25 protein-coding genes and 2 tRNA genes are annotated in these 26,418 nt (G+C 41.2%); 10 read left to right on the top strand and 17 right to left on the bottom strand.

Annotated features, from left to right (window positions below; all coding sequences use genetic code 11):
* Positions 1–3: 3 nt before the first annotated feature.
* From era to F973_RS10000, 5 genes are read left to right on the top strand one after another with little or no spacing between them, the layout of a single operon-like run.
* The gene (era, locus tag F973_RS10020) at positions 4–1,029 is read left to right on the top strand and encodes a GTPase Era (protein ID WP_004682646.1); all 1,026 of its coding nucleotides are present in this window, start codon (positions 4–6) and stop codon (positions 1,027–1,029) included.
* Between the two features lie 26 nt (positions 1,030–1,055).
* Positions 1,056–1,253 (top strand): NF038104 family lipoprotein, encoded by a 198-nt coding sequence (locus F973_RS10015; RefSeq protein ID WP_034431119.1) that lies wholly within the window; start codon positions 1,056–1,058, stop codon positions 1,251–1,253.
* Positions 1,254–1,262: 9 nt separating this feature from the next.
* Positions 1,263–1,970 (top strand): DNA repair protein RecO, encoded by a 708-nt coding sequence (recO, locus tag F973_RS10010; RefSeq protein WP_004761582.1) that lies wholly within the window; start codon positions 1,263–1,265, stop codon positions 1,968–1,970.
* A 55-nt stretch (positions 1,971–2,025) separates the two neighbouring features.
* Complete coding sequence (gene pdxJ, locus F973_RS10005) at positions 2,026–2,754, top strand: pyridoxine 5'-phosphate synthase (RefSeq protein WP_004761580.1); 729 nt, start codon at positions 2,026–2,028, stop codon at positions 2,752–2,754.
* A gap of 4 nt (positions 2,755–2,758) precedes the next feature.
* Positions 2,759–3,406, top strand: coding sequence for a MiaE family protein (locus F973_RS10000; RefSeq protein ID WP_004761578.1), 648 nt, complete (start codon positions 2,759–2,761; stop codon positions 3,404–3,406).
* 45 nt (positions 3,407–3,451) lie between these two features.
* Here F973_RS10000 and F973_RS09995 read toward each other — a convergent pair whose 3' ends face one another.
* From F973_RS09995 to F973_RS09970, 6 genes are all read right to left on the bottom strand, one after another.
* Positions 3,452–4,006: a peroxiredoxin family protein gene (locus tag F973_RS09995; protein WP_004761576.1), complete on the bottom strand. Its 555-nt coding sequence runs from the start codon at positions 4,004–4,006 to the stop codon at positions 3,452–3,454.
* An 85-nt stretch (positions 4,007–4,091) separates the two neighbouring features.
* Positions 4,092–4,167: transfer RNA gene (locus F973_RS09990), tRNA-Asn, on the bottom strand.
* 88 nt (positions 4,168–4,255) lie between these two features.
* Positions 4,256–4,564 carry a DUF8200 family protein gene (locus F973_RS09985; protein ID WP_004682640.1) on the bottom strand — a complete coding sequence of 103 codons (309 nt, stop codon included), beginning with the start codon at positions 4,562–4,564 and terminating at the stop codon, positions 4,256–4,258.
* 173 nt (positions 4,565–4,737) lie between these two features.
* A tRNA-Asn gene (locus tag F973_RS09980) sits at positions 4,738–4,813 on the bottom strand.
* Positions 4,814–4,959: 146 nt separating this feature from the next.
* The gene (locus F973_RS09975; protein ID WP_004761574.1) at positions 4,960–5,586 is read right to left on the bottom strand and encodes a superoxide dismutase; all 627 of its coding nucleotides are present in this window, start codon (positions 5,584–5,586) and stop codon (positions 4,960–4,962) included.
* A 210-nt stretch (positions 5,587–5,796) separates the two neighbouring features.
* Entirely contained in the window at positions 5,797–6,555 is a 759-nt protein-coding gene (locus F973_RS09970) for a Nif3-like dinuclear metal center hexameric protein (protein ID WP_004761573.1), read from the bottom strand.
* A gap of 181 nt (positions 6,556–6,736) precedes the next feature.
* On the opposite strand from F973_RS09970, the gene F973_RS09965 reads away from it, so the two are divergent.
* Positions 6,737–7,918 (top strand): trypsin-like peptidase domain-containing protein, encoded by a 1,182-nt coding sequence (locus tag F973_RS09965; protein ID WP_004761572.1) that lies wholly within the window; start codon positions 6,737–6,739, stop codon positions 7,916–7,918.
* A gap of 228 nt (positions 7,919–8,146) precedes the next feature.
* Here the strand turns inward: F973_RS09965 and map are convergent, their stop codons facing one another.
* Positions 8,147–8,971: a type I methionyl aminopeptidase gene (gene map / locus F973_RS09960; protein WP_004761570.1), complete on the bottom strand. Its 825-nt coding sequence runs from the start codon at positions 8,969–8,971 to the stop codon at positions 8,147–8,149.
* A gap of 207 nt (positions 8,972–9,178) precedes the next feature.
* Between map and rpsB the strand changes: the two genes are divergently transcribed.
* Positions 9,179–9,931 (top strand): 30S ribosomal protein S2, encoded by a 753-nt coding sequence (rpsB, locus tag F973_RS09955; protein WP_004652723.1) that lies wholly within the window; start codon positions 9,179–9,181, stop codon positions 9,929–9,931.
* Between the two features lie 138 nt (positions 9,932–10,069).
* Positions 10,070–10,948, top strand: coding sequence for a translation elongation factor Ts (gene tsf, locus F973_RS09950; RefSeq protein ID WP_004676927.1), 879 nt, complete (start codon positions 10,070–10,072; stop codon positions 10,946–10,948).
* A 68-nt stretch (positions 10,949–11,016) separates the two neighbouring features.
* On the opposite strand, the gene F973_RS09945 is transcribed toward tsf, so the two are convergent.
* The 8 genes from F973_RS09945 to gloB form a co-directional block, all read right to left on the bottom strand.
* Positions 11,017–12,246 (bottom strand): multifunctional CCA addition/repair protein, encoded by a 1,230-nt coding sequence (locus tag F973_RS09945; protein ID WP_004761569.1) that lies wholly within the window; start codon positions 12,244–12,246, stop codon positions 11,017–11,019.
* Positions 12,247–12,343: 97 nt separating this feature from the next.
* Positions 12,344–14,614, bottom strand: coding sequence for an NADP-dependent malic enzyme (locus tag F973_RS09940; RefSeq protein WP_004761568.1), 2,271 nt, complete (start codon positions 14,612–14,614; stop codon positions 12,344–12,346).
* A gap of 204 nt (positions 14,615–14,818) precedes the next feature.
* A complete protein-coding gene (locus tag F973_RS09935) occupies positions 14,819–17,695 on the bottom strand; it encodes a bifunctional diguanylate cyclase/phosphodiesterase (RefSeq protein ID WP_004761567.1) in 2,877 nt (958 codons plus the stop codon).
* Positions 17,696–17,814: 119 nt separating this feature from the next.
* On the bottom strand, positions 17,815–18,534 hold the full coding sequence (locus F973_RS09930; RefSeq protein WP_004676933.1) for a 16S rRNA (uracil(1498)-N(3))-methyltransferase: 720 nt from the start codon (positions 18,532–18,534) through the stop codon (positions 17,815–17,817).
* Positions 18,535–18,556: 22 nt separating this feature from the next.
* The gene (gene metF / locus F973_RS09925; RefSeq protein WP_004676935.1) at positions 18,557–19,393 is read right to left on the bottom strand and encodes a methylenetetrahydrofolate reductase [NAD(P)H]; all 837 of its coding nucleotides are present in this window, start codon (positions 19,391–19,393) and stop codon (positions 18,557–18,559) included.
* 75 nt (positions 19,394–19,468) lie between these two features.
* On the bottom strand, positions 19,469–20,851 hold the full coding sequence (ahcY, locus tag F973_RS09920; protein WP_004761565.1) for an adenosylhomocysteinase: 1,383 nt from the start codon (positions 20,849–20,851) through the stop codon (positions 19,469–19,471).
* A 306-nt stretch (positions 20,852–21,157) separates the two neighbouring features.
* Positions 21,158–21,364, bottom strand: a complete 207-nt coding sequence (locus tag F973_RS09915) for a hypothetical protein (RefSeq protein WP_004638493.1) — start codon at positions 21,362–21,364, stop codon at positions 21,158–21,160.
* Between the two features lie 296 nt (positions 21,365–21,660).
* Positions 21,661–22,392, bottom strand: a complete 732-nt coding sequence (gene gloB, locus F973_RS09910) for a hydroxyacylglutathione hydrolase (RefSeq protein ID WP_004761564.1) — start codon at positions 22,390–22,392, stop codon at positions 21,661–21,663.
* Positions 22,393–22,733: 341 nt separating this feature from the next.
* Here gloB and F973_RS09905 point away from each other — a divergent pair, with 341 nt between their 5' ends.
* Together F973_RS09905 and F973_RS09900 are read left to right on the top strand one after the other, a co-directional pair.
* Positions 22,734–23,720: a hypothetical protein gene (locus F973_RS09905; RefSeq protein ID WP_004761563.1), complete on the top strand. Its 987-nt coding sequence runs from the start codon at positions 22,734–22,736 to the stop codon at positions 23,718–23,720.
* The gene (locus F973_RS09900; RefSeq protein ID WP_004761562.1) at positions 23,714–24,580 is read left to right on the top strand and encodes an arginase family protein; all 867 of its coding nucleotides are present in this window, start codon (positions 23,714–23,716) and stop codon (positions 24,578–24,580) included. Before F973_RS09905 ends, F973_RS09900 begins: the two co-directional genes overlap by 7 nt.
* A 71-nt stretch (positions 24,581–24,651) precedes the next feature.
* Here the strand turns inward: F973_RS09900 and F973_RS09895 are convergent, their stop codons facing one another.
* Entirely contained in the window at positions 24,652–25,347 is a 696-nt protein-coding gene (locus tag F973_RS09895) for a methionine ABC transporter permease (RefSeq protein ID WP_004761560.1), read from the bottom strand.
* A complete protein-coding gene (locus F973_RS09890) occupies positions 25,344–26,369 on the bottom strand; it encodes a methionine ABC transporter ATP-binding protein (protein WP_004761558.1) in 1,026 nt (341 codons plus the stop codon). The genes F973_RS09895 and F973_RS09890 overlap by 4 nt, the downstream gene beginning before the upstream one ends.
* Positions 26,370–26,418: the final 49 nt, after the last annotated feature.

The following is a 26,418-nucleotide window of genomic DNA, read 5'->3' as shown; positions in this document are numbered from 1 at the left end:
CTGATGTCTCATTCAGAAGAAAATAAGCCAGAAGCAACTGAACAGCAAGATGGCAATAATGTAGTTGATCAATTTTTTAGTTCTCAGGGAACGACTATTCCCTCAGATTTCAAAAGCGGTTTTGTGGCTATTGTTGGTCGTCCAAATGTAGGAAAATCGACTTTGATGAACCACATCTTGGGTCAAAAACTATCTATTACTTCACGTAAGCCACAAACCACACGCCACAAAATCGTCGGTATTGACTCGCGTGAAAAATCACAGGCGGTATTTGTAGATACTCCTGGGATGCATAAAAAAGAAGTACGTGCCATCAATAAGATGATGAATCGTGCGGCACACTCTGCTTTGCGTGATGTGAATCTGGTTTTATTTGTGGTGGATGCACAAAAGTGGACGCAAAACGATGAATTGGTTTTGGAAAAACTTAAAAATGCAGATATGCCAGTGATTCTAGTGATCAATAAACTTGATACATTTGAAAATAAAAATGAGGCTTTACCACTGATTCGAGAGCGTGCCAAGCTCATGAATTTTGCTGAAATTGTTCCGGTTTCAGCATTGCGTGGTGCAAATCTCGATCATTTGCGAGATACCATCGAGAAGTATCTGCCATATCAACCACCATTGTATTCATTAGATCAAATTACTGATCGTTCTGAGCGTTTCCTTGCGAGTGAGATCATTCGTGAGAAAATTATGCGTCAGTTAGGTGAAGAGCTGCCATATGATTTGACTGTACAAATCGAATCATTTAAAACTGAAGAAGCAGCCGTAAATGAAAAAACAGGTCGTTTAAAGCCACCTTGTACGTATATTGATGCGACCATTTTTGTGGAACGCCAAGGCCAAAAAGCGATTGTGATTGGTGATAAAGGTGCGAAGCTGAAAAGCATTGGCATGGATGCACGTACAGATATGGAAAAAATGTTTGAGCAAAAAATTATGCTAACGCTTTGGGTGAAAGTCAAAGGTGGTTGGTCTGATGATGAGCGTGCGTTAAAAAGCTTGGGTTATAGCGATATTTAACAGGTTTTAAGACAATGGAAACAGGTATGAAAATAACAATCCGTGTACTCGCAATCGTAACATGCATCTTCATGTTGCAAGGCTGTGTTCATAAGCTTGTGACCGTACCTGTTAAAGTTGCTTATAAGACCACCAAAGGTGTTGTTAAGGGGACTGCTGCTGTGGCTGGTGCAGTTATTCCTGATGGCGATGATGAAGAAAAGGATGAGAAAAAGAAGGACTAGTCTCGTACTATGATGCGCAATGAAGTCCTACATGGTTATTTGATTCATCATCGTAAATATCGTGAAAAAAGCCATATTGTGCATTTATTTACACAAGAATATGGGCGGGTGGATGGGATTCTAAGACAGACCCCACCGCCGCAATATCAGCCTATTCGTCTGCAGGCCACAGGCAAATCTGAACTAAAAAACTTCACAAAACTGGAAATTCTGAATCAACCTGTATTCTTTTATGGTGATGCATTTTTTGCTGGTTTCTATTTAAATGAGATCGTGTTGCGTGTATGCCCGCTTGAAGAGGCAATGCCACAGACGTTTGAACAATACCAACTGACCTTGTTGCAATTACAGCAATTGGCATCGCATAAACAAGCCTCTTTATTTCTTCGACAAATTTTACGTCAATTTGAGCATGTATTATTGCAGGAGTTGGGCTATGCGATTGATTTTTCGGTAGATGCAAACCAGCAGGAAATTTCGCCATTCCAACACTATCAATTTCAGCTCAATGATGGTTTTCTGCCAGTTTCACAAGCCTCACGTTCAACACTTGATGGTGCATTGATTACATCCATGCAAAGTTATGAAGATGGTCAGGATTTTTCTCGCGAACAACTGCAATTATTGGGTAAACTATACCGTCAAATGATTGGCGCTTTGTTGGGTGATCGACCCCTGAAAAGCCGTCAACTGTGGATTCAAAGTACACAAACTTGATATTCCTGATGTATTGAAAATAATGATTCAGGGCTAAACCGATAGGATATTTTTTATGGCTGCAATCTTAGGTGTAAACATTGATCATGTTGCGACATTAAGACAGGCACGTGGTACAACTTACCCCGATCCAGTTCAGGCTGCTTTGGTTTGTGAGCAAGCGGGTGCAGAGGGGATTACCCTCCATTTGCGCGAAGATCGCCGTCATATACAAGATGATGATGTACGTCGTATGCGTCCATTATTAAAAACACGTATGAATCTTGAATTGGCAGTGACGGATGAAATGGTTGCGTTTGCCAAGGAAATCCAGCCTCAGCATGTCTGTTTTGTTCCTGAACGTCGTCAGGAAGTGACTACAGAGGGTGGCCTGGATGTTGTAGGTAACTTTGAAAAAGTGAAGGCGGCAACTGAAGCACTGAAAGCGATTGGCAGTGATGTATCTTTATTTATTGATGCAGATTTTGCACAAATTGACGCAGCTGTCGCATGTGGCGCACCAACCATTGAAATCCATACGGGTGCTTATGCTGATGCCGAGACGGATGAGCAGCAACAAGCTGAATTAGCTCGTATTATCAAAGGTGCTGAATATGCAGCAGCTAAAGGTTTGGTTGTGAATGCCGGGCATGGTTTGAATTTGGATAATGTGGCAGCAATTGCAGCAATTCCACACATTCATGAATTAAACATCGGACACTCAATTATTGCCGATAGTGTATTCGTTGGTCTGGCTCAGGCAGTTAAAGATATGAAAGCAGCGATTCAGGCTGCTGCGAGATAAATTGATGAGTAGTGTGAATTATGATGAGTTAATGCAACCTGTCATTGCATTTTTAGGTTGTTCCACTCCTCAGGCATGGCTAGATGAAGCGGTGAATAAGCTCGACATTCTGATGCAAGACCATGCCAATTGTGAAAAGAAAGCGGCAAGTACAGCAATGAACCTGATGTTCCGCTATAGCTTTTTTACCGACTTACAAGTGAAATTGGCACAATTGGTTCGTGAAGAAATGCTGCATTATGAGCAGGTTCTGGAATTCATGACCAAACGTGGTCAGGAGTGGAAAGGATTGAGTGCTGGGCGTTATGCTGGTGGATTGCGTAAAGAAATCCGTACTTACGAGCCTGAAGCATTGATTGATGTCATGATTATCGGAGCTTTTGTAGAGGCACGTTCCTGTGAGCGCTTCTATGCGCTGGCACCTGTTGTAGACGATGAGCTGGGGCGTTACTACCGCTACTTACTTAAGTCTGAATCTCGTCATTTTGAGGATTATCTGGCACTGGCCTTGGATGTTGCAAAAACTGCCAAACTTAAAGACCCAGAAGAAAATATTCAGCAGCGGATTGAACATATCCGTGAAGTGGAAAAGAATCTAATTTTAACGCCAGATGATACGTTCCGTTTCCATAGCGGTGTGCCTAGTCGCTAAACACACCATTTTTGCATAAATCAATTAAACACGAGGTGTTGTAGACTACTTAGGGGTCTGATCAGCATTTAAAAATTTATAAATATTTTCAAATGGAATGTGGTCGCTAGCATCAGAACCGTAATATGTTTCAATAATATAACCTTGCTCATCAATTAAAAAATCTGCTGGCATAATATCACTTGGATTTTGTAGATTCTTTTTTAAACCCTCAGCCCCAATTATTTTGATGCCTAAAACCCATGAGACGAAATGTCGAAAAACGCTATAAGCAGAGCGTGCCATTGATCGTTCAATACCATAAGCTTTATAGGCGATATTTTCAGGATCGGCGACGATCGTAAAAGGGCGAGGGCGTTTTCTTACAAATTCATTGACTTCTTCATGTGTTGATGAAAAAAATGCAATGATTTCTAAGCCTTCATCCGAAAGTTTTTTATAATGTTGTGTTAATTGGAAAATTCTAAAATTACAAAAAGGACAGTTTGTATCACGGAAAAATGCAAGTAAAGTGCGTTTACCTGAGTCTAGTCGAACTACTCTGCCATGGCTATCTATAAGTTGAAATTTTGGTGCAGTTTCTGGCGATATAAGACGCATTATGATAAGACCATATATTTTAAAAGGTATGCATTGTGCTTAATATAAAAAAGCCCTGATTATTGATCAGGGCTTTTTAGAATTTTGGCTCTCCCACCTGGGCTCGAACCAGGGACCTGCGGATTAACAGTCCGTCGCTCTACCGACTGAGCTATGGGAGAATCTGGAGTGAATTTTAGGGGGCAAGACGTTTATAGTCAAGTAAAATCAGTGTAAATAATAAACTGTTAAGTGCTTAAAATCGCTATATTAACGTACAACCTGATTGCATTGGGCTAATTGGGACGAATGCGCTGTCCAGCTTGCTCCCACTGAATTTTTATAATAGCTAATCTTGCCAATACGCAAAACCAGATTTTGACAGGAGTCCAGAGACAGGTCATTGCCCCAGGGCCCAGACATGCTACAAACTTTACCATTACACTTCCAGACCACATTTGGCCCATTTTCAATAGGGACAGTCACAGTACCCTTATAAGTCGAGCCTGCATACCATGTTGTTTGTGCAGCCATGACTGGACTGCATAAGAATAATAAACTGAGAAGTAGTTTCTTCATTATGGTTTTCCTTAATATGACCATCGTTTTTTATTATAGGGTTGAAAAGGACGCAGGGCTAAAACATATACGAGATGCAACATAAAAAATAAATAGAGTTACAACAGGGATGACAATAAATTAAAGCATTGACAATAAAAAAACCCTGATCAAATCAGGGCTTTTTAGAATTTTGGCTCTCCCACCTGGGCTCGAACCAGGGACCTGCGGATTAACAGTCCGTCGCTCTACCGACTGAGCTATGGGAGAATCTGATGCGCATTTTAGGCATTAAAAACGTATGCGTCAATAAGAATAGTAAATAAAATGAATTGTTTGCTTGATAAATATGCTTTTTAGGCTTTACGCATAAAAAAACTGCCCGAAGTGGGCAGTTTTTATTCAAGAAATAAAAATTATTTCTCAACACCTGCTGGTTGACCAGCAAGTTTTGCATTTGCATAGTCCCAGTTCACTAGGCTTTCTAGGAAAGTTGCGATGTATTTTGGACGTAAGTTACGGAAGTCGATGTAGTAAGCATGTTCCCAAACGTCAATGGTTAATACCGCAATTTGACCGTGAGCAAGCGGGGTGTCTGCATTTGAAGTTTTGGTAATTGATAATTTACCATTGATTTCATCGGCAACCAACCAAGCCCAACCTGAACCGAACTGAGTTGTTGCAGCAGCGGTAAATTCTTCTGCAAATTTTTCATAGCTACCAAAAGCTTCTTCGATTTTAGCTGCGATTGCGCCTGTAGGCTTGCCACCACCATTTGGTTTCATGCTGTTCCAGTAGAATGTGTGGTTCCAGACCTGTGCAGCATTGTTAAAGATACCTGCTTTAGAAGCATCGCCAGCAGAAGCCTGGATGATTTCCTCTAAAGTTTTGCCTTCAAGGTCAGTACCTTTAATGAGGTTGTTCAGGTTAACAACATAAGTATTGTGGTGTTTGTCGTGATGGTATTCTAAAGTTTCGCGGGTAATGTGCGGCGCTAAATCATCATAGCCATATGGAAGTGCAGGTAAAGTAATGGTTGTCATGTTCCAATCCTTGCATTTGCTGGGTTTTACATTAAGTGGCTCTATTGTAAATGATTCTACAGAGAATAGTGCAGTCTTTTAAAGAACTATACACAATAACGACTTAATTTAAATGTATAACCTGAGCTTCAAGTAAAGCAAAGCTTGATTTGAAACCACAGACAATGTTATGGAAAAATATGTTGAACAGAATCGAATTATGCCATTGGGTTAAATCGGATTGTTTAATTCAAAATATTCAGCTTGTATGGAAAACTGCTTGGCAATGGCCTGAGCCAAACGCTGTACACCATAACGTTCTGTTGCATGATGCCCACATGCAAAATAATGAACACCTAATTCTTTAGCCTGATAAAACGTACGCTCACTCACTTCACCTGAAATATAGGCATCACAGTTCTCCTGAGCTGCCTTATCAATAAAGTCCTGTGCTCCGCCTGTACAAAAGCCAACTTTCTGAATCAGGGCTTTATCACATGCCAGATGTAATACACTAAAATCAAAGACCGCCTGTAGTCTTTCCTTAAATTGTTCAGGGCTCAGGGCTTGATCCAGATAGCCAATATTGCCAATCGGATGTTTTTCGGTTGGGTCCAGCGCTTCCAAATCTTGTAAGCCGATTAACTCCGCAATGGCTGCATTATTTCCCAGCACAGGATGGGCATCCAAGGGCAGGTGATAGGCGATCAGTGAAATGTTGTTTTGAATGAGTTTTTTAATGCGATTGCCACGCATCCCTGTGATTGGGTAGGGTTCACCTTTCCAGAAATAGCCATGATGAACCAGCAAGGCACCTGCCTGTTGAGCAATTGCCGCATCAATGGCACCTTCAGAGGCTGTGACGGCACAAACAATTCTACTGACTTCAGAATTGCCCTCAATTTGTAGCCCGTTTGGTGCATAGTCCTTAAATTCATTCGCTTTTAATGTCTGATTACACCACTGCACAATGTCATGCAAATTTGCCATGCGATTCCTTAAATGCTTTACATCTATATAACTGTCAATAAAAACATATTTTTGAATGTAACTAAAGCTAGACAAAACTTTTTTAACTTTTGCATTGATTTTAGGCAATTTACTTTACAATAGTGGAAAACTCGTGTTCTTCAATATATTAACTCCATTGTTCGCCTAGAGGATAATAAACGTGCGCCGTGCATTTACATGGTTACCTTGGGTATTACTCATTCTTGTTATCATTAGTTTCCTAAGCTGGCAAAAATTGCATCAGCCAAAGCCAACAGTCGCTGCCGATGGCGTTAAAATGCCTGCCGAAAAAGTGGAGCCACTGATTGATACAACCCGAACGGGTGGCGTGGTTTCCTATAGTGCTGCGGTAAAGGTTGCAACGCCAGCCGTGGTAAATATTTTTACCACGCAGAAAGTGAAGCAGATGAATCATCCATTGTTGAATGATCCTGTGTTCCGTGAGTTTTTTGGTAACCAGATTCCTCAGCAGCCTCAAAATGAAAATAGTCTGGGTTCGGGCGTTATTGTTCGTGCAGATGGTTATATTTTAACCAATAACCATGTGATTGCTCAGGCTGAACATATTGTAGTGGCGTTGCATGATGGTCGCCGTGCTGAAGCTAAGGTGATCGGAACTGACCCTGATACTGATTTGGCTGTCATTAAGATTGAACTGAACAAACTGCCTGTTCTGCCATTTAAACTGAGTGGTAATGAGGTTGGGGATGTCGTGCTGGCGATTGGTAATCCATTTGGAGTGGGTCAGACTGTCACGCAGGGGATTATTTCTGCCACAGGTCGTTCAGATCTAGGTATCAATACCTATGAAGATTTTATTCAGACCGATGCTGCAATTAACCCAGGTAATTCTGGTGGTGCATTGATTGATGTTGCGGGTAACCTGATTGGTGTAAATACTGCAATCTTCTCGCAGTCTGGTGGTTCGCTGGGGATTGGTTTTGCGATTCCTGCACAGATTTGCCAGCAGGTTCTCAACTCGATTTTAAAAGATGGTCGTGTTGTACGTGGCTGGTTGGGCATTAGCCTGATTCCAAATACGCTGGATGAAGATGTACTGGCCTCAAAACCAGTCGGTGTCATTGTTGCAGATGTATTGCGTGATGGTCCAGCCGATGCTGCGGGCGTGAAGCGTGGTGATAAAATCATTCAGGTCAATAATGAGCAAATTAGCTCAGCATCACACCTGATCAATTATGTGGCCTTGCAGGCACCTGCAAGTGTGATTGATGTAGTTGTTGAGCGTGATGGCAAGCAGCAAACCTTGCAGGTCAAAGTAGGCGAGCGTAAAGTGCAGCAAAATGCCCAGTCGCAATATATTCCATTGCCTAAACAACAATAACTAATTGATTATATTTAATGAAAAAGGGCTGCTTAAGGGCAGCCCTTTTGTTTGAGCAATAAAAAAAGCTTGCTGATCAAGGTCACTCAGCAAGCTTTTTGATTGTTTATAGGCTTTTTATTTTTTATTAAAACAGCAAAATTTGATGATTTGACTATATTCATCACAATCCGCATCTTAATAAAAAAGCTACCGAAGCAGCTTCTTATATCTTATTTAAATGAGTGTCTACATAAAACGTGATAAGTCTTCTTCAGGACGTGCTGTTAACACTTCAATTCCTGTTTTGGTGACGAGAATCGTATGTTCGTATTGAGCAGACAACTTATGGTCTTTAGTTACCACCGTCCATTTATCGCCTAAAAGCTTGGTTTGCCAAACACCAGCGTTGACCATTGGCTCAATGGTAAAAGTCATTCCAGCTTCAAGAATCATGCCTGTGCCTTTCTGGCCATAATGCAGAACCTGTGGCTCATCATGGAACACCTTGCCAATACCATGACCACAATATTCACGCACCACACTGAAACGTTGCGATTCCACATACTGCTGGATAGCATAGCCAACATCACCCAGATAAGAACCATCTTTAACCGTTGCCATACCACGGTACATGGCTTCCTGAGCCACCTGACACAAACGGTTTGCAAGAATAGAAGTCTCTCCACCGACGATATACATCATGTTGGTGTCGCCGTGATAACCATCTTTAATCACGGTGACATCAATATTCAGAATATCGCCATTTTTTAGGATTTTATTTTCAGATGGGATACCATGACAAACCACATGGTTAACCGAAGTACAGATTGAATGTTGAAAAGCAGGGCGGCCTGGTGCCGCGCCGTAACCTACACAGGCAGGAATGGCCTGCTGTACATTTTCAATGTGATTGCGACAGATGGTATCGAGTTCTAAAGTGCTTACACCCGCTTTAATGTGCGGTTTAATCATGTCTAGAACTTCAGCCGCCAATTTGCCTGCAACACGCATCTTTTCAATTTCTTCAGGTGTTTTGATTAATCGACGAGGGGCTGTATAAGTTGTATTCATGATCTCTAAAAACTTTTGGAAATTTGTGTGTGACTATGGTATAAATAGCCGCCCATTTTATCAAATGCTTTTTCGTGAATAAATTTCACGGGCTTTGTGCGATGGGGCAATAAAATCCGCACATATATCGACACATTTCTCTGGGTGCCCGTTAGGGTGGAGGATGCGGATATATGGAGGCCTAACCCAAACTTTAAGGTAAAGAAAATGGCAGATTACAACGTAAGCATGCGCGACCTTCTTCAAGCAGGCGCACACTTCGGTCACCAAACACGTTTCTGGAATCCAAAGATGCGTCAATACATCTTTGGTGCGCGTAACAAAATTCACATCATCAACCTTGAGCACACTGTTCCTGCGTTAAATGATGCTTTGAACTTTGTTAACAACCTTGCTAGCAAAAAGAATAAAGTATTGTTTGTTGGTACGAAACGTGCTGCTTCTAACATCATCCGTGAACAAGCACAACGTGCTGGTCAACCATATGTTGATCACCGCTGGTTAGGTGGTATGTTGACGAACTGGAAAACACTTCGCCAATCTATCAACCGTTTAAAAGATCTTCAAACTCAATCTCAAGATGGTACTTTTGCCAAGCTTACTAAACGTGAAGCTTTAGAGCGTACTCGTGAGATGGAAAAACTTGAACGTGCTTTAGGCGGCGTTAAAAACATGGGTGGTTTACCTGACGCATTATTTGTAATCGACGTTGATCACGAAGCGATTGCAATCAAAGAAGCGAAAAACCTGGGTATTCCTGTAATCGGTATCGTTGATACAAACTCTAACCCAGACAACGTAGACTACGTTATTCCTGGTAACGACGATGCGATCCGTGCAGTAACTTTATATGCTTCTGCTATGGCTGATGCGATTCTTGCTGGTAAAGAATATGCTCAATCACAAGCAAATGCACAAGCGAAAGGCGACGACGCTGCTAAAGACGCTTCTGAGGCTTAATGCGTTTTGACGCAAGCTTGTCATTTTTGCGACATGTAATGGTGGCAGATTAAAGCGTCGAGATTGCAAACGGCCCAGAGATTCTTTGGGCCGTTTTTGTTGAACAGATTTATTTTCTACCGATTTTAGGAGAACAACATGACTGCAGTTACTGCGAGCATGGTAAAAGAATTACGTGACCGTACTGGTCTTGCAATGATGGAATGCAAAAAAGCATTAACAGAAGCAGGCGGTGACATCGAACTTGCAATTGATAACCTTCGTAAATCAGGTCAGGCAAAAGCTGCTAAAAAAGCAGGTAACATTGCTGCCGATGGTGCGATCACAATTATTCAAGACGCTAACAAAGCGATTCTTGTTGAAGTTAACTGTCAAACTGACTTCGTTGCAAAAGACGAAAACTTCAAAAACTTCTCTGATAAGGTTGCTGCTGCTGCACTTGCTGCAAATGAAACTGATGCTGCAAAAATTGCTGAACTTAAGCTTGAAGATGGCGCAACTGTAGAAGAAGCTCGTGTTGCACTTGTTCAAAAAATTGGTGAAAACATCCAGGTTCGTCGTGCTCAAATCGTTGAAGGCGAAAACTTGGCTGTTTACAAGCACGGTTTAAAAATCGGTGTGGTTGTATCTTACACAGGTGATGCTGACACTGGTAAAGGTATTGCAATGCACGTTGCTGCGTTCAACCCAGTTGCTGTAAATGCAGAAGCTGTTCCAGCTGACTTAATCGCGAAAGAGAAAGAAATTGCTGAAGCGAAAGCGTTGGAATCTGGTAAGCCAGCGAACATCGTTGAGAAAATGGTAAGTGGTTCAGTTGATAAATACTTGAACGAAGTTGCACTTGACCGTCAAATGTATGTAATCGACAACGACAAGAAAGTTGCTGATGTATTGAAAGCAACGGGTACCAATGTCGCTCAATTCGTTCGTTTCGAAGTGGGTGAGGGTATTGAGAAGAAAGCTGAAATGAGCTTTGCAGAAGAAGTTGCTGCTGCTCAGGCTGAAGCTGCGAAGTAATTCGTATCTTTTCAAAAAACCCAGCCTTGTTGCTGGGTTTTTTTATTGGTTCTTTTTACATGCTCAAACTATGGCTCATCGTGTTGCTGTTTGAACTGTGCCAGTGCCTCAATTCGGTATTTAATCAGCATTTCACCAATTTCAGGCCCTGTAATGTGTTCGGGTAAATCCTGTGCCCGAATATTCCGTACAATTTGCATTGCATCCAGAATATATTGGGCCTGTGGATAAGGGCGATCTTCCAGACCTAGGCGGCCTTTTGCGTCACATTCACATGCCTGTACAAATGCCTCAACCTTTTCTGGTTTCCGTAGAACATCCAAACGTTGTAATAAACGCCATAAAGTACCTGGTTTTAAACTCTTGGCCTGATGACACTTTAAATGTTCTTTACAGACGGTCAGGGCCAGACTCTTGAGCTGAGAGGGAACCTTTAAGCGGTCACACACCTCGGTTACGGGTTGCAAACCACGTTCCTCATGCATGATATGCCGTGGTAATTCCTCAGTTGGGGTCAGTGCTTTCCCTAAATCATGCACCAAGACAGCAAAACGTACATCTAGTCCATAGTTGGACTGACACGCTTGTTTTAGGGCCATTAAAGTGTGTACACCACAATCTATTTCAGGGTGGTACTCTGGGCGTTGTGGAATACCAAATAACGAATCTATCTCAGGAAACAGAACTTTTAGCGCATCACAATTTCTTAATGTTTGAAAATAGATATCGGCATGATCCTCCATTAAGGCCCGTGATGTTTCTTTCCAGACACGTTCAGGAGTCAATGCATCAAGCTCACCTGATTTCGCAATTTCACTCATTAGTTGTAGCGTTTCATCTGCGATTTTAAAACCGTAGTTGGCATAACGTGCGGCAAATCGTGCAACCCGAAGCACACGCAAAGGGTCTTCGGTAAATGCATCTGAAACATGGCGTAGGATTTTCTGGTCAAGATCTTTTTGACCACCATAGGGATCATAAACTTTTCCAGTTTCATCCATTGCCATTGCATTGATGGTTAAGTCACGACGAATTAAATCTTCTTCTAATTTAACAGTGCTATCAGTAAAAAATTGGAATCCGTGATAGCCAATGCCTGATTTTCTTTCAGTACGTGCTAGTGCATATTCTTCTTTTGTTTTTGGATGAAGAAATACAGGGAAGTCCTTTCCAACGCGTTGGTAACCTTCAGATAATAATTGTTCAGGTGTTGCTCCAACCACAACATAATCTTTTTCGTGATAGGGGTGACCGAGTAAGTGATCTCGAACTGCACCGCCTACTAAATAAACTTGCATAAAAAACCTCTATTCTTCACACAATCATGCTACAGAATAGAGGTTTTCTCAAGCACTAAGCATAGCTTTTAATGTTAAAAGCTATGCTTAAACTATATCAGTTTTGGCTTTGCTGAATTTCAGCAACAGTTAAAGCTGTCATATTCACTAGACGGCGGGTAGTTGCTGTCGGTGTTAAAATATGAACTGGCTTTGCTGCGCCTAATAAGATTGGACCAATCGTTACATTATTACCAGATGTTGCTTTTAACAAATTGAATGAAATATTTGCAGAATCTAAATTCGGCATAATCAACAAGTTTGCTGAACCTTTAAAGCGTGAATTTGGGAATGCAAAATGACGAATATTATCATCTAATGCAGCATCACCATGCATTTCACCTTCAACTTCAAGTTCTGGAGCTTGTTCAGAAAGTAAACGATAAACTTCACGCATTTTCTGAGCACTTGGATCAACTTGATCACTTCCAAAACTTGAGTGAGAAAGTAAAGCGACACGAGGAGTCATACCAAAACGACGCACTTCTTCGGCTGCTAAAATAGTCATCTCTGCAAGTTGTTCAGCAGTTGGATTGGTATTGACGTAGGTATCGGCAATAAACAAGTTACGATCTTCAAGCATTAATGCATTGAGTGTAAACAATGTACTACGACCTTCTTTTAAACCGATCACGTTTTTAACGAAATCTAAATGGATATCGTAGCTCGCATAAGTGCCACATAGCATGCCATCAGCTTTGCCAAACTTAACTAGCAATGCGGCGATTAAGGTTGAACGACGACGTGCTTCACGTTGCGCATATTCCACAGTTACGCCTTTACGTTGCATCGTATTGTAGTAGTCTTTCCAGAAATCATCATATAAAGGATTGTTTTCTTGATCGACGATTTCAATATTGACATCGCGCTGTAAGCGTAAACCGAGTTTTCTGATATTGTCTTCAATAACAGCCGTACGACCAACAAGGATTGGTTTAGCTAGACCTTCATCTACAACAATTTGAACCGCACGCAATACACGTTGATCTTCACCCTCGGCATATGCAATACGCTTAGGATCAGTTTTTGCCTGAGAGAAAATCGGTTTCATTAAGAATGCTGAGTTATATACAAACTCAGAAAGTCTTTGACGATATGCAGAGAAATCTTCAATTGGACGTGTCGCAACACCAGAATCCATTGCTGCTTTTGCCACTGCTGGTGCAATTTCTAGAATCAGGCGCTGATCCAGTGGGCGAGGGATCAAGTAATCACGACCGAATGATGCAGATTTTTCACCGTAAGTCGCAGCATCTGCTTCAATATGTGCCATACGTGCAATCGCATGTACACAAGCAATTTTCATATCTTCATTAATGGTAGTTGCACCGACATCCAGCGCACCACGGAAAATATATGGGAAACAAAGCGCATTGTTTACTTGGTTTGGATAGTCTGAACGACCAGTTGCCATAATCACATCTGGGCGAACTTCGTGCGCATGTTCAGGCAAAATTTCTGGGTCTGGGTTTGCCAATGCAAAGATAATTGGGTTTTCAGCCATTTCCTTAACCATTTCTTTGGTTAAGATTCCTGCCGCCGAAAGGCCGAGGAACATATCTGCGCCAGCCACAACTTCATGCAACTGGGTTGCCGCGATGTCCTGAACATAGCGTTTTTTCGAATCGTCCAGCCCTTCACGTGAGGTGGTGAGAAGACCACGGGAATCTGCAACAACAATGTTGGCCTTGTTTACGCCTAATGCACAAAGTAAATCTAAACATGACAATGCAGCAGCACCAGCACCTGATGCAACGATTTTAATTTCATCAATTTTCTTGTTCACGATCTGCAAGGCATTCAACAATGCTGAGCCTACAATGATACTGGTACCATGTTGATCATCATGGAATACAGGAATGTTCATGCGTTCACGAAGTTTCTTCTCGATATAGAAACATTCAGGTGCCTTGATGTCTTCCAGGTTGATACCGCCAAAGGTTGGTTCTAGTGCGGCAACGATATCCACGATCTTGTCTGGATCGTTTTCAGCAATTTCAATATCAAATACATCAACCCCAGCGAACTTCTTGAACAGTACGCCTTTACCTTCCATTACAGGTTTGGAGGCAAGGGGACCAATGTTCCCTAAACCAAGTACGGCTGTACCATTACTCACGACGGCGACCAGATTGCCACGGGCTGTATATTTAGCGGCGGCAGAAGGGTCACGTTCAATTTCCAGACATGGAGCTGCGACACCAGGAGAATATGCAAGCGCTAAATCTCGTTGGTTAACGAGCTGCTTGCTAGGTGTCACACTGATTTTTCCAGGTGTAGGAAATTCATGGTAATACAAAGCGGCTTGTTTTAAAGATTGATCGTCCATCTGAGTCTCGATTGTTTCGATAGTTGTTTCAATACAACAACCAGTCATAGCTAGGACTGATTATGATATTAAGATAAGTGCACAAGAATATAGCACTAGTTCATGGTTTAGCCCAGTCAAAAAAGCTTATTTTCACTGAACGATGAGGCTTATTGACAATTGATAATGATGGCAAAATCAACATGCAAAAAGTCCAAAATCATTTTAAATGGAATATCTTGCGGTTGACAGTTGGGTATGCTGTTGCAGATATTCAGTTGCATTGACTGCCGTTAATGGTTTGGCAAACAGGTAACCCTGCAATATGTCACAGTTTTGGCGTTTTAGGTAATCACGCTGTTGTTCGGTCTCAACCCCTTCCGCCACAACTTTTAGGCCAATGGTTTTGCCCATGGCTATCATGGCATTAACAATCGCATCCTGTTTGGCATCACCAATTTTTGAAATAAATGCCCGATCAATTTTTAAGATGTCAATTGGATATTCGGTAAGGTAGGCCAGAGATGAATAGCCAGTACCGAAATCATCCAATGCAATAGAAATGTCGCGTTCTTTAATGGCTTTTAACACCATTTTCACAGTATCAGTATTTTCCAAAAATGCCGATTCGGTAATTTCTAATACAAGATTACGGCCAATAATGGCGTAGGTTTCGAGTATGTCATCGAGATCGCTCAGCAATTGACCACGTTGAATTTGCTGCGCCACAATATTTACCGCAATTTTAATATGATTGAAACCAAGTTTTTGCCATGCTTGTAATTGTTTTGCCGCTTCATACAACACAAAACGCCCAATATCTGAAATCAAACTGGTGCTTTCTGCCAAAGGAATAAAAATATTCGGCATGATTAAGCCTTTACTTGGGTGATTCCAGCGAATTAAGGCTTCAAAACCAACAACTTTACCATCAAGCGCATTCATTTTAGGTTGATAATAGACAACCAGTTCATTGTTCTGAATCGCTTTTCTTAGATCGAGTTCCAGGTCAGTGTGTCTTGCCACAAAGTTGGTGCGTTCACTCGAATAATAACGAATGGTGTTGCCACCCAAACGTTTGGCTTCTGTTAGTGCCTGTTCGGCATGGGTATTGAGGTTATCAACCTGACGGCCGTGCTCTGGGTAAATGGCGACACCGATGGAGATGCTGACCACATATTCCTGTTCCGCAATATAGAATGGCTTGCTAAATGCCTCGACAATATTGTTGCACAGTTGATGTATCTGCGGATGGAGTGGTGACATCTCGTAAATAATGGCGAAATCATCCGCGCTTAAATGGGCCACCAAGAGTGCGTCAATATTACTAATCCGTAAACGCTGTGCAGCCTGTTTAAGCAGCTCATTTCCTGCCTGATTACTCAGTAATTCATTCAAGGCACGGAATCTGTCGATATTCAATCGAATTACCGCAAGATGCTGGATAGATGCCTCATTGACCAGATATTGATGTAATTGCTGATGGTAATAGAAACGATTTGGTAAATCCGTCAGGGTGTCGTAGTTGGTGAGGTAGGAAAGACGCTGTTCCTGATGTTTACGCTCAGTCTGGTCAGACACAATGCCAATATAGTTAATGACCCGATCAGTCTCATCTTTCACCGCATTGATATGTATCCATAAAAAACACGATTTTTCAGAAAGATAGGTTTCCTGAAATTCCCCTTCATATTCCTGTTCTTCATAGAGGGTGTCTAGAATCGAAAGGTGGAAATTATGGTGATGCTGTTTATTTTGTTTGGTAATTTCAAAAAGTTCTTTGTTTATAATAATTTGCTTATCAAGTCCAGTCAGTTGTTGGTATTTTGGGTTGACATCGATATAACAGAAATTTTCATCCAGAATAAAAATGCCTTCAGAAGCGTGTTCAAAAACGCTGGCAGCCAGTTTTAAACGTTCCTGATGCTTTTTCTCCTGATTAATGTCACGGTGTATGCCCACCATGCGCAACGGCGTTCCATCTTTGGGATTTCTTAGAATGACCTGTCCAACATCATGAATCCATGCCCATTCACCATTATGGCGTTTGATGCGGAAAGTTTCTTCATAGCGTTGTGTTTGTCCGCATAAATGGCTATACAGGTTATTTTTAACCCGATCCACATCATCGGGGTGTACGATTTTATGCAGCAGGGTATAGTGGTTTTCAGACTTGCGTGTAACCGCCTGACTATGGGCATTGGTGACACCAACCGTATGGGTTTCCAGATTCCATTCCCAGGGACGAATACCCGCAGTTTCATGGGCAAAAGCCAAGTTCTGGCGGTGTTCTTCCAGACTCTCATTCATCTGGGTAAGATCGAAAGTACGCTCACGGACCTTTTGTTCGAGTAAATGATTATTGAACTGTAGTTGTGCTTCTATGTCCCTGGATTTGTTGACTTCACGCTGCAATTGTTGGCAGAGTTCCTCTGTCCATTGATTGTGTTGTTCCGCCACATCAATCAGTTGCTTGTTCTTGTTCAGAACCTGTGACAGGCGCTGGTGAATTTTAAAGGTAGCCTGTGCACACAGTAGGGTTGCAAAAAAAGACAGGTAATAGGCAATATAAAACAGGGTATGTTCTTGATCTCTATGTATAATCTGGGAAATCACCAAGGGGCTGATGCTTGGAATGAAGAACAGGAAGAAGTAACGGATATGCTGGGTTAAAAAAGTCAGCGCAATAATATGTGAAGAGGTGAGCAGCAGGGCTGTCAAGGTTAGGATGTGTGATGTGGAAAGATTCGGGACATCCTTAATCAATAGGTCATTGATCACAAGGGTGCTGATCCCCAGCAATAAACCCGTGAAAAAGCAGATCACCTGAAAGGTAATGTTGGTTTTTCTAGCAAAGCGACTTGATGAGTAATATCTTAATGAAAAGTGGCAGATTGCGTAAAAAGTGAGTAATAGCGTAAGGGTGAGGGTCATCCATGTGGTAAAGATATTCGCACTAAAAGAATAGAAAGAAGCAAATAACAGATAGTCCAGAAGTGCAATAAAAAATACACTTAAAACGAATAGGCGTACGTGGTTAGGATAGTTGATCTGATCCGTATAAATAAACTGCGGAATTTTTTTTTCTTGAACCCCTGACATATAAAGAATAATCCTTTTCATTTTTATCTGTGTTGGGCCTACATACGTTGCTGTATATCAACATCATCGTATTTTATTTTAAATTACCGCTAAAGCCATTGGAAAGCAATCCAAAACCATTATTTGGCTGAAAAGTGATAATTTAAAATGGATAAGGCGACAACTGGAGCGGTTTCAGTCCTTAAAACACGGTCTCCAATGCACCAGCTTTGAAAATGGTTCTGGTTTGCAGTTTCAATTTCTGCTTCACTCAAACCGCCTTCTGGACCAATCAGTAGCGCTAAATCAGGTTCACTATTCAGCAGTACATTGTTCTGGTCTTTATTTGGCGCCAAAACTAAACGGGCCTGTGGCAGTTCCGAGCTGACCCACTCTGTTAAGGCAATCGGAGCAAGGATTTCTGGAACAATGTTCATGCCACATTGTTCACATGCTGCAATCGCCACAGACTGCCAATGATCAATCTTCTTTTGGTCACGGTCATATTTCAGGCGCATTTCGCAACGCTCGCTGGTCAACAGTTGAATAGTGGTCACACCAAGTTCAGTGGCTTTCTGAATCGCATAATCCATACGATCCCCCTTGCTCATCACCTGGCCTAAAACCACTTTAAAGGGTGGTGTCCGATCAGCTGGCTCAAAATGATCAACTGACACAAACGCATTTTTTTTGTTGATTTCAGTGAGCGTCACGCGATATTCGCCACCTTTTCCATTGAAGAAGATGGCCTGTTCCTGTTCTTTTGCACGGAGCACACGCACCCAATGATGAAACACCGATTCCGTCAATTCAATAGTATTGCCAGTGTTTAATTCGGCTTCGATGTAAAAACGGTTCATGTCTGGGGAATGCTCATGCAAATTAGTTTAAGCCAAGGTCAACAACGAGTTGTCGAGTTGGTTCGGTTTGGTTCATTGAATAGAAATGCAGTGTTGGCGCACCACCCGCAATTAAACGTTCACAAAGCTTCACAATCACTTCATGGCCGAATGCTTTAATACTTTCGCTATCATCACCATAAGCAGCAAGTTGCTTGCGAATCCAACGTGGAATTTCTGCACCAGTTCCATCCGCAAAGCGAATTAAATTGCTTGCATTGGTAATTGGCATGATGCCTGGCGCAACGGGAATATTGATACCTTCTTTTTCCAATCTTTCTATAAAATAGAAGTAAGCATCTGGATTAAAGAAAAATTGAGTAATCCCTGCATTCGCACCTGCATTCACTTTTTCTACAAAGCGCTTAATATCAGCATCAAAGCTATCAGCCTGCGGATGCATTTCTGGATAAGCAGCAACTTCAATATGGAAATGGTTGCCTGAATGTTCACGGATAAACCGAACAAGATCTTGAGCGTATGGTAATTCACCTAAGCCAACTTGACCTGAAGGTAAGTCACCACGCAATGCTACGATGCGGTCAATCCCTTGTGATTTATATAAATCTAAGAGCTCAGCAATACGAGCTTTATCATCACCAATACAAGAAAGGTGAGGGGCTACGGGCGTACCTTTGCCATTAAAATCATGAATAGTTGCTAAAGTACGTTCACGAGTAGAACCACCAGCACCATAAGTAATTGAGAAAAACTCTGGGTTTAATCGCTGTAGTTCTTGGTGAACGATATGTAACTTTTCAGCGCCAGCATCAGTTTTTGGCGGGAAAAATTCAAAAGAAATAGGAATACGTTTCGTCATTTCAAATCCTTTTTTTAATCGCTTAGACATTATTTTAGAAAAAAGGGCAGCCCGTAAACGTCTGCCCTGATTTTCTTAGTATTTATAAGCGTCAGATTTGAATGGACCTTCTACAGGAACACCGAGGTAATCTGCTTGTACTTGAGTCAATTGGGTTAATACACCACCAAAACCAAGCACCATTGCAGTAGCAACTTCTTCATCTAATTTCTTGGGAATCAGTTCTACTCGGATTTTCTCAGCTTTTTGATCTTCAGGAAGATCGGCAAATTTTTCAGCGAACAAGTGCATTTGACCCAATACCTGATTAGCAAAAGAACCATCCATAATACGTGATGGGTGACCTGTTGCGTTACCAAGATTCACTAAACGCCCTTCAGAAAGAAGGATTAAGTAATCATTTTCATTTTCTGAACGATACACTTGGTGAACTTGAGGCTTAACTTCAACCCATTTGTAACCACGGAGGTAAGCTGTGTCGATTTCAGTATCAAAGTGACCGATGTTACACACTACCGCACCTGCTTTTAATGAATCAAGCATTGCTGAATCACAAACGTGGTAGTTACCCGTTGTCGTTACGATAAGGTCAGTGTTTTGAAGAAGGTCAAGATTGATGTCTTCTTTCTTACCTGTTTGAACGCCATTTTTGTATGGAGATACAACTTCGTAACCATCCATACATGCTTGCATTGCACAGATCGGATCTACTTCAGTTACACGTACAATCATACCTTCTTGACGAAGTGATTGTGCAGAACCTTTACCTACGTCACCGTAACCGATTACAAGTGCACGACGACCAGATAACAACATATCTGTACCGCGTTTGATCGCATCATTTAGAGAATGGCGGCAACCATATTTGTTGTCGTTTTTAGATTTCGTTACCGAATCATTTACGTTGATTGCAGGAACTTTTAAAGTACCATCACGTAACATTTCATACAGACGTTGAACACCTGTTGTTGTTTCTTCAGTTACACCGTGGATTTTTGCAATCACTTCAGGGTATTTTTCGTGAACAAGTAGTGTTAAATCACCGCCATCATCAAGAATCATGTTGGCATCCCAAGGTGTGCCATTTACATTGATTTGTTGTTCAAGACACCACATGTATTCTTCTTCAGTTTCGCCTTTCCAAGCAAACACAGGAATACCCGCAGCAGCGATAGCAGCAGCAGCGTGATCTTGAGTAGAAAATATGTTACATGATGTCCAACGAACTTCAGCACCTAACTCAACTAGGGTTTCAATGAGAACCGCAGTCTGGATGGTCATGTGGATACAACCGAGAATTTTTGCACCAGCAAGTGGTTTTGACGCTGAATAACGCTTACGTAAACCAATCAAAGCTGGCATTTCTGCTTCAGCAAGTTTGATTTCTTTACGGCCGTAGTCAGCAAGGGAAATATCAGCGACTTTATAATCTGTAAATGAAGCAGTAACCGCGTTCATCAGGATCTCCTAGAAAAATAGTATGGATCATTCTGTTCGCGGATGCCGTTGTTGGTTAAAACGAGTGTTCAACCGATCGTCGAGCCTGGCAAATTGATCTTTAGCGCCAATCAATTGTCGCAGCATCCCTCGACTAGGACATTATGATACTTGGAAATTATAATTGTTCCAACGTTATTTTGATGACAGTTGGTTAGAAAGCGAGAAATCAGCAATAAGATGAAAACTAAAAAATAGGTCAGTTATTCATACCATAGGATTTCATATCCATATGAAACCCTAGTTTATGTAAGGATAAAATCATTATTATGCTTTTAAGTGGTCTTCGAATTCTTCGCCCAGTTGCATTGCCAAAGCATTACCCGATAGGTCACCTGTGACCAATCCATATTCTTTTTTAAAGCTAAAGGTAAATCCGCGATTATCTGTCAGATTCTTAACGGAATATCCCAGTTTTTCCAGCCAAATACGAAAGGCCAATAAATTTTTTGCTTTAACAACTCTATTTTTCATGTGAGAACTCCTTGTGAACCTGAGTTTATTAATAAGGGTCGCCGAAAATTTTTTAAAGGGGGAGTACAAACATTTATTTTTCTGCATGTAAATTATGTAAAATTAGCGTAATTTTTATGAGGAAAATTTTATCTGTCGTTTTTTTACTTGATTGTATTTATTATTAAAATTATTTTTTACGTGCTTGGATAAGATAATTTTCTGTAAAAATCTATTTAATCCTAAATGTAAAAAATTATTTCATTTTTCACTTTTTAAAGACTAAATTTTAGCCTTTAAAAAGTAGAACTTTAAAATTAGAACAGATCTTTAAGCGCTCTGATCCGTGCGAAATCTTCGGCACTTTCTGTGCGCAAGAAAGGATTGGTTTCAAGCTCTAATTCAATTGTACTTGGCAGAGTAATTTGTTCTGAATCTCTCAATGCTTTTACGTCTTTTATGCGTTCTTGTAGTGCAACATTATGAGGTTCAATTGTTAATGCAAACTCTGCATTTGCAAGCGTATATTCATGGGTGCAGTAAACCTTGGTTTGGATTGGCAGGGCAGCAAGCCGATTCAGTGAATGATACATCTGCTCAGCTGTACCCTCAAACAGGCGACCGCAACCCATTGCAAACAGAGTATCACCACAGAACAGGGTATCAATTTCTTCAATAAAATAAACAATATGACCGAGAGTATGACCAGGTGTGGCAATAATCTCAACTTTTAAATCATTAAAGTGAAAATGGTCATTATGTTGCAGTGGGTTCGATATAAACGAAATTTTACTGAGTTCATCACGTGGACCGAAAACTGGTAAATTTTGCTCAGCCAATAGAGCTTGTACGCCATCAGTATGATCGCGATGCCAATGTGTTAACCAGATTTGCTTCAACTCAAGTTGGTGTTGTTCGCAAAATGCAGTCACCAAATCTGCGTCAGTGGGGTCAATCACAACAACTTCTTGTGTCGTGGTATCTTCCAATAACCAAATATAGTTTTTTAAGGCATTTTTTACGTCAATTGCATGAATCTTATAATGCATAGCCGAGTCCTAAATATTTGTTTCATGCTGGGTTGATGATAAAGACCATCCCCTGTGTCTAGTGTAAGTGGAAATATTAAAGAGTGCAAAAATAGTGTGTTATGTAACTGACGGTTTAGGCTAAATTCTGACACCTTTAAGACCAGAAAATCTTTAGAGTTGACAAGTGTAGTATTTTAAATAAATATGGTATAAAAGTTTTATAAGTTAATGATTTATATTCATCTTTAAATATATGGAATAAATGTGAAAATAATTTAAAAAGATTACTTAACAACATAAGGACAGGGTAATTTCTCAGGATGAAATTCAAATAAATCATAACAATAAGAGAGGAAAATATGTCTGATTTGGTTGATCACGAAGTGGTGGTGATTTTTAAAAAATATTTGCATCCCTTGTCTGCCAAACTCACTGAAATGCTGAATGAGCACTTTAGTCATCAAACCGAACGTCGCGGTTGCGGTTATACTCAGGCAACACGTGTGATTGCCGAATTTGTCTCACAGCCGCGTGATGCGCTTGGTTTTCAGGATTTACGAATCTTTGATGATTATGAAACCAAGGGACTGAGAAATATTTTAAACCAGAGCTCTTGCTATGGCTTGGAACTTGCCACTTGGCGCAATCTGGATATACATGCCGATGTGCAGCAGTGTCTGCAACGCCTAAATCCAGAAGAGACATTTGCCCAGAATTTAAGGCAGGAAGTGGATTTTCAGGCCAAATTAAGAAATATCCATCAATATGCTGAACTTGAGGAAAGTATTCTGATTTGCCAGTTGCTTGCTGATATTATTTTGCCGCAGGATGCACGGACGATTGAGATGATTGAATGCCATGCGCTGGAAGAAAAACCCAAAGTGGGGTCCTGCCCAATGGCAGAGAAATTCTTTCTACGGATCGCACATCATCGTTTATTGAGACAGGGTGAAATTAATATTTTTGTAGATGAAAACCACCAGCCAATTATGATGGAAAAGCTGAATATGGGGGACAATCATTCCTGTATTAGTTTGGTACCATTGATGATGAATGGGGTGCGTTTACCCGCAGGTAGCCTGTTTTCTGCAAACTATGACATTGAACAACTGGAAAAACATAAAAATAAACAATATAAAGGCTATGTGATTCCCATCTCTGAAATGAATGGTTTCTGGTTTTTGCGTCTAACCACTTTGGCAGTGTCACCTAAAAACCGTGCCCGTGCATTTAACTCTCACTTTAAACAACAGGTGGATAATGGATTATTTCGACCTGATACGACTGAATTGAGCCAACTTATTGAAATTGCTAAAGATCAAATTTACGTAGGACATCCATGCTAAAAGCCTGTTACTCTCCGCGCTATTATGCCCGAACGCATACCAATAGCATGGAAAAGCTCACCGCGGTGGCGGATGTGTTGTGTAAGCATAAAATGGTTGAACTGATTGATCCAGGTTTGATTGATGTTGAAATCCTAAAGAAACTCCATAATCCGCAATATGTTGAGGCCTTTCTGGCAGGCGAGTCTGCATTTGCAACCATACAGGGCTTTAAACCATGGAATGAACAATTGCGGGATGCAATTTTATCAGTACAGGCAGGGCAGTTGGTTGGTGCTGATATTGCGTTTAAAGAGGGTATTGCCGCGAATATCGCACAGGGCTTTCATCATGCCAGTTATGAGTCTGGTGCGGCGTATTGTACCTTTAATGGTTTGGCCTTGGTTGCAAAGCAATATCCTGAAAAACGAATCTTTGTACTGGACTGTGATCAGCATGGTGGAGATGGCACTGCGATATTTACCAACCGACTCACCAATCTGGTTAATTTTGGAATTTTTGGGATTCGTTTTGGTTGTAAGGCAGGTGAGCGCAGCCTGACCCGTTATATTCACCCCAAGCAGGGCAATTTTGATTTATATCGGGAGTCCATTTTTGAGGCGTTTCAATATGCTTCACGTTGGGAGGCCGATCTGATTATTTATCAGGCGGGGATGGATTGTCATCAACATGATAAATATGGCTCGAAGTGGTTGACCACAGAGCTGTTGTTTGAACGTGACCGTTTGGTGTTTAATATGGCAAGGAAAATGAAAATTCCCATACTATTTGTGTTGGCGGGTGGCTATCAGGTACTTGAAGATCTGGTGCCTTTGCATGTAAATACGTTTAAGGCGGCAAATGAGGTTTATTTTCCTTAAGAAAACCGTTTCATTCTACATAAAAAAACAGCCCTTGTTTTTAAGAGCTATTTTTTAACAGTATTCATCAATTAGCGTAATTTTGCCAACCAATCCCCCAACATTTGAACCAACTGCACAAGCAGCAGAAGTACGATGACGGTGAGGATAACCACACTGGTATCAAAACGCTGATAACCATAAGAAATGGCTAAATCACCGATACCACCTGCGCCAACGGCGCCCGCCATTGCTGTGGCACCAATTAGGGTAATCGTTCCTGTGGTTAGGTTCAATATCAGTGAGCTACGCGCTTCAGGGATAATAAACTTAAAGATGATTTGCCAAGGGGTTGCACCCATTGCCTGAGCTGATTCAATAATTCCTTCATTCACTTCAAGCAGAGAAGTTTCAATTAGACGGCCTAGGTATGGACCCACATAGATGGTTAAAGGCACAATTGCAGCCCATGTCCCAATGGATGTTCCCACCAACAGTTTGGTTAGTGGAATCACCGCGATCAATAAAATGATAAATGGGAGTGAACGCAGGGCATTGACAATAGGATTCAGGAAATAGTAAATCGCCCGATTTTGTAGAATGCCACCTGTACGGGTAACCACCAGCGTAATGCCCTGAATCAATCCCCAGATACAGCCAAACAGTAATGAGAAGAAAACCATTTGAAAGGTTTCCTGCAAGGCTGTCACAAACTGGTCAATGCTAAGGGCACTATGCCAAAAAGGTGCTGTGACGTCAGTTAGCCATTGTACAATTAAATCTCTCATTGGCTGACTCCAGACTGTTCAACTTTAACGCCATGCTGCTCCAGAAATTGGATTGCTTGCCGAATAAGACTTTCATCACCGAGCAGTTGAATAAACATTTGCCCAATCACGGTACCATTGATTTCAGTCATATTGGCAAAGAGAATATTTAAACTGATATCAAACTGTTTGATGACTGCCTGAATTACCGTTTCCTGTGCAGATGTACCCAGAAACTGCAAACTATAAATACTATTGTGATGTCTGTGTTCAAGGTTGTTTAAGATATTTACTGGCAACTGTTGCTGTAATACCGTTTGAATAAAAGTTTTTGTGGTGGGGTGTTGTGGCTGACTAAAAATATTCAGCGTAGGTCCCGTTTCAATCACCTTGCCAGCTTCCATCACAGCCACATAATCACAAACAGTCTCAATCACGTCCATTTCATGGGTGACCATCACAATGGTGATGTTTTGTTCTTTATTAATCTTTTTTAATAGTGCCAATACAGATTGTGTGGTTTGTGGATCAAGTGCGGAAGTGGCTTCATCACACAGCAGAATTTTTGGGTGATTGGCAAGCGCACGCGCAATCCCTACACGCTGTTTTTGTCCACCTGAAAGTTCGTCAGGGTAGGCATCTTTTTTATGTTTGAGATCAATAAAATCTAGCAGTTCAGCTAAACGTTTCTCTCGTTCCGCCTTGCTGTGACCAAGTAGCCTAAGTGGCATTTCAATGTTTTCAGACACCGTTTTGGTTTGTAATAAATTGAAGTGCTGAAAAATCATGCCAATATTTGCACGTTCTTGACGAAGAGTGCGTGCATCCATTGCAGTAAAATCTTTTTGATTGATGATGACCTGCCCTTCGGATGGGCGTTCAAGCAAGTTAATCAGTCGGATTAAGGTACTTTTACCTGCACCACTATAGCCAATAATGCCAAAGATACTTCCAGCTGGAATCTCTAAATTGATTTGATCCAGCGCGTTGATCGTTTGACCTTTTAGCTGATAGCGTTTTGAAATATTTTTAAATTGGATCATGTTCGTCAATACTAGGCAAAAAAGAAAAACAGGCAAATATCTTTGCCTG

Origin of the sequence: Acinetobacter sp. CIP 102129 (genome assembly GCF_000368305.1) — a bacterium.
Classification (GTDB): domain Bacteria; phylum Pseudomonadota; class Gammaproteobacteria; order Pseudomonadales; family Moraxellaceae; genus Acinetobacter; species Acinetobacter parvus.
Note: the sequence above shows the minus strand (reverse complement) of the source record. Positions and strands in the feature narration are given on the sequence as shown.